This window comes from Streptomyces sp. enrichment culture, assembly GCF_964273255.1.
Classification (GTDB): domain Bacteria; phylum Actinomycetota; class Actinomycetes; order Streptomycetales; family Streptomycetaceae; genus Streptomyces.
Genome location: NZ_OZ186835.1, coordinates 1,342,206 through 1,354,579 on the forward strand (window position 1 = coordinate 1,342,206; position 12,374 = coordinate 1,354,579).

Consider the following 12,374-nt stretch of genomic DNA (forward strand, 5'->3'; position numbering starts at 1 on the left):
GCCCGTGGGGTGCCTACCGGCCCGTGGGGCGGCTACCGGCGGGCGGGGAGTTCGGCCTCGATCAGGTCGGCGGCCCGGCGGGTGCCGCCCTCCTCGGCCATCTCGGCGCGGATGCGCTCCAGCCGCCGGGCGACCTCAGGGTCACCGGTCAGCTCCAGGGCCGCCGCCCGCAGACGGGAGGCGGTGGCCTCCTGGGTGGGAAGGTGCCGGGCGACGCCGAGTTCCTGGAGCAGGCCGGCGTTGGCGAACTGGTCCACGGCCTGCGGGACGGCGATCATCGGGGTGGCGGTGGCCAGCCCCTCCTGGCTGCCGCCCGCGCCCGCGTGCGTGACGAACAGGTCGGCCTCCTTCAGCACCGCGAGCTGCGGCACCCAGGGGTGCACCTCGACGCCGTCGGGCAGCTCCCCCAGTTCGGCGGGATCGACGTGGCGGCCGATCTGCAGCACCAGGTGCCAGCCGGGCAGGCCGCCGAACGCCTCGACGCAACTCCGGTAGAAGCCGGGCTGCTTGGTGTAGGCCGACCCCAGGGAGACCAGGACGACCTTCTCGGCGCCCGCGGGCCGCTGCCACTCCCCCTCCCCGCTGCGGTCACCCTGGCAGGCCCCGACGAAGGAGTACACCTTCTCGTCGACGCGGTCGGCGTTCGGCTGGAGGGCCCGGGGGATGAGGACGAGGGAGCGCTCGGGGCGGCCGACGAAGGAGTCGGGGTGTTCGGTGATGCCGTTCTCCTCCAGCCAGGCGTGGAAGCGGGCGTAGTAGGCGCGGCCCCGCTCGGTCTTCCTCGGTTCCGCCCACATCGGCTCGGCGACCTCCTGTTCGTATCCCTCCCAGGCGACCATGGCCGGGGAGAGGGAGACCGCGGGGACGCCCCAGCGGCGGGCGAGGACACGGGCCGGGTAGGCGGCGATGTCGTGCAGCACGAGGTCGGGGGTGTCCCCCTCGTAGGCGGCGGTCAGCTGCGGGAGAGCCTGGACGGCGTCGTCGAGGAAGGGCTCCACGTTGTCGAGCAGGGTGGTGCCCCACGCCTCGGGGTCGGCGTCGGGCCCCGGCAGGGTGCTGTTCCACGGCTTGGGCTCGGCGCCGGCCTCGGCGACCTTCTCCGCGAAGAGCGGCGGGATCGCGTAGGTCACCCGGTGGCCCCGTGCCACGAGCTCGCGGATCACCTCGAGGCTCGGGTTCACGTGCCCGTGGGCGGCGATGGAGAACATGGCGATGTGTGCGGGTGACGTCATGGCGGCGACGCTACACGAGACGAGACGTCTCGTCCACCTATGGTCGGAGCGGGCACCGCGTCCACGGCGCGACCTGTGCGAATGCGACACTGGCCGCCGTGCGGACGGCCGCACGAGGACGGACACGGAGGCGGATGGTGGACGAGGCACGGGCGCGGGAGGTGCTGGCCGCATCGGGGGCGCTCCCCGCCGGGGAACGGGACGCGGCACTGCTGGCCCTCGGCGAGAACGCGGTCTTCGGCGCCGGTGACCTGGTCGTCAAGGTGGGCCGCGACGCGGAACTCCTGGAGCGGGCGCGCCGCGGACTGGACATCGCGCTGTGGCTGGCCGAGCAGGGCGTTCCGGCGGTGCGTCCGGCCGAGCCCCGGGCCCGGCTGGTGGCGGGCCACCCCGTGACGGTATGGCACCGGCTGCCCGAGCCGGTGCGGCCGGCCGCACCGCGCGACGTGGCGGAACTGCTGCGGCTCGTGCACGCCCTGCCCGCACCGCCCTTCGCGCTGCCGCCGCGGGACCTGCTGGGCGGCGTGGAGCGCTGGCTCCGGCTGGCGGGCGACGCGATCGACCCGGCGGACGCAGCCTATCTGCGCGAGCGGCGGGACGGCTTCGCCTCGGCCGCCGCGAGCCTGACGCCCCGTCTGCCGCGCGGCCCGATCCACGGGGACGCGCTGCCGCGCAACGTGCACGTCTCGGCCGACGGCCCGGTGCTGGTCGACCTGGAGACCTTCTCGTACGACCTGCGCGAGCACGACCTGGTCGTCATGGCCCTCTCCCACGACCGGTACGCGCTGCCGGAGGAGGCGTACCGGTCCTTCACCGGCACCTACGGCTGGGACGTGCGGGAGTGGGAGGGGTGCACGGTGCTGCGGGGCGCGCGGGAGACGGCGAGCTGCGCCTGGGTCGCCCAGCACGCGCCGCAGAACCCGAAGGCCCTGGCCGAGTTCCGGCGCCGGGTGGCCTCCCTGCGCGACGGGGATCCGACGGTCCGCTGGTACCCCTTCTGACCCGCCCCGGCCCGACCGCGCTCCCCGGCACGGCCGACGGCCGCACGGCGCCTCAGACGCCCGGCACCGGCTCCCCGGCCGGTTCGCGCAGCGGCCAGGTCCCGTCCACGGTCGCGGTCGCGTCGCCCTTGCGGCGCAGGAAGTCCTGGAAGTCCGCGGCCCACTCGGCGTACCACCGGATCTGACGGCGGTGCAGTTCCGCCGGACCGAGCGCCGCCACCTTGGGGTGGCGGGCGGCTATCGCGCCGGCCAGCCGGGCCGCGGCGAGGGCGTCGGCGGTGGCGTCGTGGGCCGCGTCGAGGGCTATGCCGTACTCCGCGCAGACGGCCTCGAGGTTGCGCTTGCCCCGGCGGTAGCGGTCGACGGTGCGGTCGATGGTGTACGGGTCGATGACCGGCGCCGGGTCCCTGCCGCCGAGCCGGTCGCGCAGCGACGGCAGGCCGTACCGGCGCAGTTCGGCGGAGAGCAGGCTGAGGTCGAAGGCCGCGTTGTACGCCACCACCGGCACGCCCGTCTCCCAGTAGCCCGTGAGGACGTCCGCGACGGCGTCGGCGACCCGGTCGGCGGGGCGGCCCTCGGCGGCCGCGCGGGCGCCGCTGATGCCGTGCACCGCGACCGCGTCCGGCGGGATGGGGACGCCCGGGTCCGCCAGCCACTCGCGGCGGCCCATCGGCTCCCCGTTCCTGACCTCGATGACGGCGGCCGTGACGATGCGTGCCTCGCGCGGGTCGGTCCCCGTCGTCTCCAGGTCGAAGCCGATCAGCAGCTCCCGGTGCCAGCCCATGGGCTGCCCCCCTTCCGTGTGGTGCGTTCCCCCAGTGGTCATCACCTTCGCACGCGCCACTGACAACCGGAGGTCCGCCCTCCGCCCCGGCCCGCCTCCCACCGCCGGCGGCCGGGCGGCCGGGCGGGACCTGCCCCGGGCGACGCCCCGCACGGAGGTCCCTGCCACGGACCTTCCGGCCGGCGGCCCCGGACGGCCCAGGGCGTCCCCGGTCGGCACAGGGCGCACGGGGCTCAGGACACGGGCCGCGAATCCGCCCACATCTGCTCGAACTCCTCGCGGTAGGTGGGGAAGAGGCCGCCCTCGTCCACCTCGCCCGGCTTGACCACCCGGGTGCCGTTGCGCAGGACGACCACCGGCGCCTCCATCCCGCGGGCCCGGCGCAGGTAGTTCTGCACCACGGCGATGCCGTCGGCGCCGTCGGCGTCCACCAGGTACGCGGTGCAGCGCGGGGTCTCGTCGTAGACCTGGATCTCGAAGGCGCCCGGGTCCCGCAGCCGGGAGCGCACCCGGCGCATGTGCAGGATGTTCATCTCGACCGAGCGGCCCAGTTCCCCGCGTTTGAGGCCGAGTTCGCGTTCCCGGCGCTTGACCGCGCTGGAGGCGGGGTTGAGGAACAGCAGGCGCACCCGGCAGCCGGACTCGGCCAGCCGCACCAGGCGGCGGCCGGAGAAGTTCTGCACCAGCAGGTTGAGCCCGATGCCGAGGGCGTCCAGGCGGCGGGCGCCGCCGAAGATGTCCTCGGCGGGGAACTGCCGCAGCAGCCGCACCCGGTCGGGGTGCACGGCGACCACGTCGGCGTACCGGTCGCCGACCAGGTCCTCGACGGCGTCGACGGGCAGCCGGCGCGCCGAGGGCACGTCGCCGCCGGTGCCGAGCATCTCCAGCAGCCGGGCGGAGGCGCGTTCGGCCTGGTTCAGCACGGCCTCGGACAGGGCGCGGTTGCGGGAGACGACGTTGCGGGTGACCTCCAGCTCGTCGAGGGCCAGCTCGACGTCGCGCCGGTCGTCGACGTACGGCTCGAAGCACGGCCAGTGCTGCACCATCAGCTCGCGCAGCTGCGGCAGCGTGAGGAAGGAGAGCACGTTGTCGTCCGCCGGGTCGAGCAGGTAGCCCTTGCGGCGGCTGACCTCGCGCACCGCCACCGCGCGCTGCACCCACTCCTGGCCGGCCGGTCCGGCGGCGGCGACCACCCACTCGTCGCCGTGCACCGGTTCGTAGACGGGCCGCAGGACGGCGGCCACCACCGCGCGGAGCCGCTGCTCGACGAGGTTCAGCCAGATGTAGGCGCGGCCCGCCCGCTGGGCGCGGGTGCGCACCTCGCGCCAGGCGTCCCCGTCCCAGTCCAGCTCCGGCCCGATCGACCCCGCGTCCATCGGCCGTGCCAGGGACACCGCGCCCGGCGGGGCGTCCGTGGAGGTCCCCTCGTGACCCTCGTCACCAGGGGGCAGCTCCAGCCCTCCCGAGCCCACCCGTGCACCGCCTTCCGCTCCCCCGGGACTCCCCGTCCCGACGATCAAGGAGACTACTCCGCAAGCGGCGCGCGGTGCAGCCCGATGGGCCGGGTCGTTTCCCAACTTCCGCACTCCGCACGATCGTTCCGGACCGGCGGACCGACGGCGAGTGATCCGGCTCATAGTGGCACGCGGGCCCGTACCCCGGTGGTCCCCGGCGTCACTCCGGCCCCGGGCGTACGCGTGTGCGGGGCCCGTCCCGGACGCGCCGATCGGAGGGTGCACGGGCGGGCCCGGAGTGGGCATATGTCTGGGGGCCTGTCCGACAGGTCCGGAGGTTCCCTCGTTTTCGAAGGAGACTCGGGGAGACTCGGAGCCAGGCGCCGCCCTCGGCGCCGTACACCTGAAAGAGTCGTATCCATGCAGGTCTGGCCTGGCGAAGCGTATCCACTCGGTGCCACCTACGACGGCGCCGGCACCAATTTCGCGGTCTTCACGGAGGCCGCGGACCGAGTAGAGCTGTGTCTGCTGCACGACGACGGCTCCGAGACGGCGATCGAGCTGCGGGAGAGCGACGCGTTCGTGCGGCACGCGTACCTGCCCGGGATCATGCCCGGGCAGCGCTACGGCTTCCGGGTGCACGGGCCGTACGCACCCGAGCGCGGGCTGCGCTGCAACTCGGCGAAGCTGCTGCTCGACCCGTACGCGCGTGCGATCAGCGGTTCGGTCCAGTGGGGTGAGGAGGTCTACGGCTACCACTTCGACGACCCCGGCCGGCGCAACGATCTCGACTCCGCGCCGCACACGATGACGTCGGTCGTCGTCAACCCGTACTTCGACTGGGGCGACGACCGGCGCCCCCGGACGGAGTACCACCACACGGTGATCTACGAGGCCCACGTCAAGGGCCTCACCATGCGCCACCCGGGGCTGCCGGAGGAGCTGCGCGGCACCTACGCGGCGCTGGCGCACCCGGCGGTGATCGAGCACCTGACCGAGCTGGGGGTGACGGCGCTGGAGCTGATGCCGGTGCACCAGTTCGTCAACGACCACCGGCTGGTCGACATGGGTCTGAACAATTACTGGGGCTACAACACCATCGGCTTCTTCGCCCCGCACAACGCCTACGCGTCCTGGGGCGACCGGGGCCAGCAGGTGCTGGAGTTCAAGTCGGCGGTCAAGGCGCTGCACGAGGCCGGGATCGAGGTCATCCTCGACGTGGTCTACAACCACACGGCGGAGGGCAACCACCTGGGCCCGACCCTGTCCTTCAAGGGCATCGACAACCCCCGCTACTACCGGCTGACCGACGACCCCCGCTACTACATGGACACCACGGGGACCGGGAACTCGCTGCTCATGCGGTCCCCGCACGTGCTCCAGCTGATCATGGACTCGCTGCGGTACTGGGTCACCGAGATGCACGTCGACGGCTTCCGGTTCGACCTGGCGGCGACACTGGCCCGCCAGTTCCACGAGGTGGACCGGCTGTCGTCGTTCTTCGACCTGGTGCAGCAGGACCCGGTGGTCTCCCAGGTGAAGCTGATCGCCGAGCCGTGGGACCTGGGCGAGGGCGGCTACCAGGTGGGCAACTTCCCGCCGCTGTGGACCGAGTGGAACGGCAAGTACCGCGACACGGTCCGGGACCTGTGGCGGGGCGAGCCGCGGGCGCTCGCGGAGTTCGCCTCCCGGCTCACCGGCTCCTCGGACCTCTACCAGGACGACGGGCGCCGGCCGCTGGCCTCGATCAACTTCGTGACCTGCCACGACGGCTTCACGCTGCACGACCTGGTGTCGTACAACGACAAGCACAACGAGGCCAACGGCGAGGACAACCGGGACGGCGAGAGCCACAACCGGTCCTGGAACTGCGGTGCCGAGGGTGAGACCGACGACCCGGACGTGCTGACGCTGCGGGCCCGGCAGATGCGCAACTTCATCGCCACGCTGATGCTGTCCCAGGGCGTGCCGATGCTCAGTCACGGCGACGAGATGGCGCGCACCCAGCGCGGCAACAACAACGCCTACTGCCAGGACAACGAGATCGCCTGGCTGGACTGGCCGGGACCGGACACCGGCGGCTCCGGGGACACAGGGGCCGCCCCGGACGCCGGGGCCGCCCCGGACGCCGGGGCCGACCGGGACCGGGGCGGCCGCGGGGCGGCAGGAGACCGGCGGGACCCGGGGGGCACCCGTGGCGCCCGGGACGGCGAGGGGAGCGGGGAGGCCGGGGACACCACCGGCACCGCGGAGGCCACGGACGCCACGGACGACCTGCGGCGGCAGATGCTGGAGTTCACCCGGGCCATGGTGTGGCTGCGCAAGGACCACCCGGTCTTCCGGCGGCGCCGCTTCTTCCACGGACGCCCCGTGGAGGGCACCCACGACGACCTGTCCGACATCGCCTGGTTCACCCCGGAGGGCGCGGAGATGACCCAGCGGGACTGGGACTCGGCGCGGGCGTCGGCCCTGACGGTGTTCCTCAACGGCAACGCGATCTCCGAGCCCGGCCAGCGGGGGGAGCGCATCACGGACGACTCGTTCCTGCTGATGTTCAACGCCTCCCCCAAGCCGCTGGACTTCGTGGTGCCGGTCGACCACGGACGGCAGTGGCAGGTCGTGGTCGACACCGCCCGCGCGGACGGCGTCCCCCCGGGCACCGGGGCGAAGGCCGACGCGGGCGACCGGCTGACCCTGCCCGAGCGGAGCCTGACCGTGCTGCAACGGCCCGCGTAGCCGCCCCCGGGCCACCCGTACGGGGCGACGGGTGGCCCGAGCGGCGGCGGGGATGACAGGAAAGCCGCCGGGCCGGGTACGTAGCTCTGCATGACCCCTGAGCGACCTGATCCGGTGCTGCCCACGGCGACCTACCGGCTGCAGCTGCAGCCGGACTTCCCCTTCCGGGCCGCGGCGGCCGCCGTGCCGTACGTGGCCTCGCTCGGCGTGTCCCACCTGCACCTGTCCCCCGTCCTGGAGGCCGTGCCGGGCTCGGCGCACGGCTACGACGTCGTGGACCACGCGCGGGTGCGCGGGGAACTGGGCGGCGAGGAGGGGCTGCGGGCCCTGTCCCGCACCGCGCGGGAGCACGGCCTCGGCCTGGTGGTGGACATCGTCCCGAACCACATGGCGATGGCGCCGCGCCACAACCAGGCCCTGTGGGAGGTGCTGCGCGAGGGCCCCACCTCCCGGTACGCCCGGTGGTTCGACATCGACTGGCAGGCCCAGGACGGCCGGGTGCTGCTGCCGGTGCTGGGCGGCCCGCTCGGCGAGGAGCTCGGCAGCCTCACGGCCGACGGCGACGTGCTGCGCTACCACGACCACGCCTTCCCGCTGCGCGAGGGCACCGGGGACCTGCCGCTGCCGGAGCTGCTCGACGCCCAGTGGTACCGGCTCGCCTGGTGGCGGCTGGCCCGCACGGAGCTGAACTACCGGCGGTTCTTCAGCATCTCCGAGCTGATCGGGGTGCGGGTGGAGGACCCGGAGGTGTTCGAGGCCACCCACGCGAAGATCCTCGCACTGCTGCACGAAGGGGTGGTCGACGGGCTCCGGGTGGACCACCCCGACGGGCTCGCCGACCCGGACGGGTACCTGCGGCGGCTGCACGAGGCGTCCGGCGGGCGGTGGACGGTGGTGGAGAAGATCCTCGCCGACGGCGAACCGCTGCCCGCCTCCTGGCCGGTCGCCGGCACCACCGGCTACGACGCCCTGCGCCAGGTCGACGGGCTGTTCACCGACCCGGCCGGAGCCGGCGAACTGCTCGGCCGCTACCGGCGGTTCGCGGCCCCCCAGACCGACCGGGGCGGCGACTGGGCCGCGACGGTGCGCCGCGCCGCGTACAAGGTGCTCACCCACGAGCTGGCCGCCGAGGTCGACCGGCTCACCCGGGTGGCCGTCCGGCTGTGCGGGACGTCCCCGGAGCCCGCCCTGCGCGACCGCGCCCCCTGGGCGCTGCGCACCGCGCTGCGGGAGCTGCTGGTCCGGCTGGAGGTGTACCGGCCCTACGGCTCCGTGGACGCGGCCCGGGTGGTCACCGAGGAGGCGGCGGCCGAGGCCCGGCTCGCCTTCGCGGTCCCGGAGGAGGCCGGGGCGGTGGACGTCGTACGGGACCTGGTGCTCGGACGGTACGGGGACGGGCCCGCGCACGTGGAGTTCCGTACGCGGTTCGCGCAGACCGCGTCGGCGCTGCGGGCCAAGTCCGTGGAGGACACGGCGTTCTACCGCTACGTACCGCTGCTGTCGGCGACCGAGGTGGGCGGCGAACCGGGGCGTCCGGCGGTGTCCCCGGAGGAGTTCCACGCGTACTGCGCGCGGATGCAGCGCGACTGGCCCGCCACCGGCACCGTCGTCTCCACGCACGACACCAAGCGCAGCGCCGACGTGCGGGCCGCGCTGCACGTGCTGACCGAGTGCCCCGAGCGCTGGGCCGACGTCCTGGCGGAGGTGACCCGCACGGGATCCGGCGTACCGGACGCGCAACTGGCCTGGGCCGCCTGGCAGACGGTCTTCGGGCTGGGCCCGGCGGACCCGGACCGGGTGCGGGGGGCCCTGCTGAAGCACGTCCGCGAGGCCGGGATGTACACCAGCTGGACCGAGCAGGAGCCGCCCTACGAGGAGGCGGTGCGACGGTTCGTCACGGAGGGGCCCTGCGGGGTGCCCGGCGAGCGCGTGGCGGCCTTCCGCGAGGCGCTGGAACCGCACATCCGGGCCAATGTGCTGGGCACCGTCCTGGTGCACCTGACGATGCCGGGCGTGCCGGACGTCTATCAGGGGACGGAGGCCGAGTACCGGGCGCTGGTCGACCCCGACAACCGCCGCACCGTGGACTTCCCCGCCGGTCCGGTGCCCCCGGACGGGGCGAAGGAGACGGTGACGCGGGCGGCGCTGGGGCTGCGGGCGCGGCGGCCGGAGGTGTTCGGCGACCGGGCGTCGTACGAGCCGCTGGCCGCGGACGGGCCGGCCGCCGCGCACTGCGTGGCGTTCGTGCGCTCCGGGCGGGCGCTCACCGCCGTGACCCGGCTGTCGCTGCGGCTGGCGGAGGCGGGCGGCTGGCGGCAGACGCGGCTGCCGCTGCCGCCGGGCCGGTGGGCGGACGTGCTCGCGCCGGGGCGGGAACTCACGGGTGAGGTGCGCGCGGCCGACCTGTTCGGGCCGTGGCCGGTCGCGCTGCTGGAGCGGGTCGACGACACGGCGGACGGACGGGACGGCGGCGGGGCGTGACGTCGGCGCGTGGCCGCGCGACGGGTCCGCGGAGTGCTCCGGGCGCCCCCGGAGCACTCCCCCGGCACACCCTTGACAGCGGTCCGTGACCGTGGGGTACTGCGGACTGCGAGGTCGGGCGGATGCGACGGGGGGTGGGTCTGCTGCCGGAGCTGCGCTACCCGACGGTGGCCGAACTGGAGTCGGCCGCCCGCGTGCTGGCCGGCCGACGGCCCGGTCTGTGCGCCCTGCGGCAGGTGGGGGTCTCCCGCGGGGGTCGCCCGCTGTACCTGCTGTCCGTGGGCCGTGCCGAGCCCGCCGTCCTGGTGGTGGCCGGCGCCCACGCCAACGAACCGGCCGGGGGCGGCACCCTGCTCGCCCTGGCCCGGCGGGTCCTGGCCGAGGCGGAGCTGCGGGACGGCACGTCCTGGCACTTCCTGCTGTGCGCCGACCCGGACGGGGCGAGCCTCCATGTGACCGCGCCGCCGCGCAGCCTGTACGACTACCATCTCGGCTTCTTCCGCCCGGCGGGGCCCGAACAGCCGGAGTGGGCGCCCTCGCTGCTGCCGCCGGACCGGCTGCCGCCCGAGACCCGCGCGCTGACCGGCGTCATCGACGAGCTGCGGCCCTACCTCCAGGTTTCCCTGCACGGCACCGAACTCGGCGGCAGCTGGGTGCAGTTGACCCGGGACCTGCCGGGGTTGTCGGAGCCGTTCGCCAAGTCCGCGGCCCAGCTGCACATTCCGGTGGAGACCGGCGCCTCGGACGCCGCGGGGTGGCCCGCGTCCGGGCCGGGGGTGCATGTGATGCCGGCGGCGGAGGCCGGTCCGGCCTACCCGAGCCTGCCGGACGACGCCCGGCACAGCACCTGGTACCACGCCCACCGGTACGGCGGCCTGACGGCCGTGGTGGAGGTGCCGATGTGGGCGAGCGACCTGGTGGACGACCCGGCGCCGCACCCCGCCCCGGCGGCGGCGATGCGGCACCTGTCGCACCGGCTGCTGCGGGACGCGGACGCGGTGCGGCGGGTCCTGGAGCAGGCGCGGCCGCGCCCGGAGTCCGGCGGCGGCCCGCTGCTGCGGGCGGCCACGTGGGGTCTGGAACTGGTACCGGGGCTGGCCGCCGACCTGGCGCGCACCCCGCCCGTCGACGGCACGCGGGCGTACGTCGGCAGCGTGGACGCGTTCGCACGGCGGGTTCCGCTGCGGGCGGCGGCCATGCTGCTGCGGGAGCTGCGCGACAGCGACGAACGGGCGGCGGCCCGGCTGGAGCACCTGGTGGCGTTGTGGAGCGATGCCTTCGCGGTGCGGTTCCGGGCCCGCTGGGTCCCCGTGGAGCACCAGGTGGAGCACCAGTCGCGCGCCGTGGTGGCGGCGGCGCTCCAGGCGCGCGAGCGGGCGCTCTGAGAACGCCCGCCCCTCTTCGCACCCGCCCCTCCCCGCACCCGCGTCTCCCCTACGGCCCGTCCGCGGTGAAGACCGAACCCGTCCGGGCGGCCATCACACAGGCGTTGGGGAAGGTCTCGGTGTACGCGACCGGGCGGCCCCGCCACATGCCGCGCGCCTGGACGGTCACCGGCGCGTGGACCATCGTGCACATCACCTCCTTGGGCGGGATGCCGGCGATGCGGCCGTCCGCGGCCTCCAGTTCGGCGCAGGCGTCGGCGGCCCGCCGGTGGCCCCGGGGCGGGTCGCAGAGCAGCAGGGTGCCCGGGTCCGCGGCCGAGGGGGCCTCGCCCGGTCCGACGGTGAGGTGGAGCCAGCGGTCCGGGGCGGTGGGGGCGGGCTCCGGGGCGGTGGGGTCGGGGTCCGCCTGGACGGGGGCGGCGCAGGCGAGGAGGACGGCCGCCGCGAGCAGGGTGCCCCGCAGCGCTCGCGCGCCCCTGACGGTCCGCGGACCGCGGACCGCCCCGGTGTCCCGTACCGGTCCCGTGTCGTCTCCGGCTCCCGTGGCGCGTCGCGCGTGGGTCGTGGTGTGCGTCATGCCCGATGCATCGGCACGGCGGGCCGCCCACCGCACCCCGGCTCACCCGAACGGGAGGGTGCCGGGTGCCGCGGCGCCGGCCGGCGTCCGGTGAGAGGGTGGAGGGCGGAGGGCGCCGGGTCAGTCCGCGGAGAGCCGGTACGTCATCCGTCCGAAGCCGACCTGGTCGCCCTCCCGCACGACGGCCGCGCCGACGACCCGCCGGCCGTTGACCGTGGTGCCGTTGGTCGACCCCAGGTCCCGCAGCACCCACAGGCCGCCCTGGTGGTGCAGTTCGGCGTGGACGCGGGAGACCGTCTCGTGGTTGAGCCGCAGCCCGTTGGCGGGGTCGCGGCCGATCCGCAGCGGGTGGCCCGTCTGCGGGTGCGGCAGCAGCAGCTTGGGCAGCCGCTCCGCCTGCCAGGCCCGGCGCAGCCGCACGCCGAACCCGGAGACCGCCTCCACGGAGCCGAAGACCAGCCGGGAGAGGCGGCCCTCGGCCCGCAGGTCGGCGGTGAGCGCGGCGAGTTCCTCGGGACGGCGGGCGGCGAGGGCGAGTTCCATGCGCCGGACGAAGGTGTCGTGGGACAGCCGGCCGGTGGCGGCGCCGTCCCGGAGCACCTTCAGCGCCTTGTCGCGCTCCGCGTCGGACAACCGCGCGGGGTACGTGTTGAACTCGAAGGACGACGTCACGCACGTGATTGTCGGTCAGTGCGGGCCCGCCTGTCCAGAAAGCGGGCGACCG

Annotated in this window: 9 protein-coding genes; 4 read left to right on the top strand and 5 right to left on the bottom strand. The window is 75.0% G+C overall.

The features are described 5' to 3' along the window. Positions 1–32: 32 nt before the first annotated feature. Entirely contained in the window at positions 33–1,232 is a 1,200-nt protein-coding gene (gene mgt, locus ACSU53_RS05845; protein ID WP_437025254.1) for a macrolide-inactivating glycosyltransferase, read from the bottom strand. A 137-nt stretch (positions 1,233–1,369) separates the two neighbouring features. Here mgt and ACSU53_RS05850 point away from each other — a divergent pair, with 137 nt between their 5' ends. After that, on the top strand, positions 1,370–2,233 hold the full coding sequence (locus ACSU53_RS05850; protein ID WP_437033041.1) for a phosphotransferase enzyme family protein: 864 nt from the start codon (positions 1,370–1,372) through the stop codon (positions 2,231–2,233). A 52-nt stretch (positions 2,234–2,285) separates the two neighbouring features. Here the strand turns inward: ACSU53_RS05850 and ACSU53_RS05855 are convergent, their stop codons facing one another. Continuing rightward, positions 2,286–3,017, bottom strand: a complete 732-nt coding sequence (locus ACSU53_RS05855) for a 3'-5' exonuclease (RefSeq protein WP_437025256.1) — start codon at positions 3,015–3,017, stop codon at positions 2,286–2,288. Positions 3,018–3,250: 233 nt separating this feature from the next. Next, a complete protein-coding gene (locus ACSU53_RS05860) occupies positions 3,251–4,489 on the bottom strand; it encodes an SAV2148 family HEPN domain-containing protein (protein ID WP_437025258.1) in 1,239 nt (412 codons plus the stop codon). 402 nt (positions 4,490–4,891) lie between these two features. On the opposite strand from ACSU53_RS05860, the gene glgX reads away from it, so the two are divergent. The 3 genes from glgX (at position 4,892) to ACSU53_RS05875 (ending at position 11,073) form a co-directional block, all read left to right on the top strand. Then, positions 4,892–7,207, top strand: coding sequence for a glycogen debranching protein GlgX (gene glgX, locus ACSU53_RS05865; protein ID WP_437025260.1), 2,316 nt, complete (start codon positions 4,892–4,894; stop codon positions 7,205–7,207). Between the two features lie 90 nt (positions 7,208–7,297). Then, complete coding sequence (treY, locus tag ACSU53_RS05870) at positions 7,298–9,688, top strand: malto-oligosyltrehalose synthase (RefSeq protein ID WP_437025262.1); 2,391 nt, start codon at positions 7,298–7,300, stop codon at positions 9,686–9,688. Positions 9,689–9,822: 134 nt separating this feature from the next. Further along, positions 9,823–11,073 (top strand): M14 family zinc carboxypeptidase, encoded by a 1,251-nt coding sequence (locus ACSU53_RS05875; RefSeq protein WP_437033043.1) that lies wholly within the window; start codon positions 9,823–9,825, stop codon positions 11,071–11,073. Between the two features lie 49 nt (positions 11,074–11,122). Here ACSU53_RS05875 and ACSU53_RS05880 read toward each other — a convergent pair whose 3' ends face one another. Both ACSU53_RS05880 and ACSU53_RS05885 read right to left on the bottom strand, forming a co-directional pair. Beyond that, complete coding sequence (locus ACSU53_RS05880) at positions 11,123–11,650, bottom strand: SSI family serine proteinase inhibitor (protein WP_437025264.1); 528 nt, start codon at positions 11,648–11,650, stop codon at positions 11,123–11,125. A 120-nt stretch (positions 11,651–11,770) separates the two neighbouring features. After that, positions 11,771–12,322, bottom strand: a complete 552-nt coding sequence (locus ACSU53_RS05885) for an FHA domain-containing protein (RefSeq protein WP_437025266.1) — start codon at positions 12,320–12,322, stop codon at positions 11,771–11,773. Between the last annotated feature and the right edge of the window lie 52 nt (positions 12,323–12,374).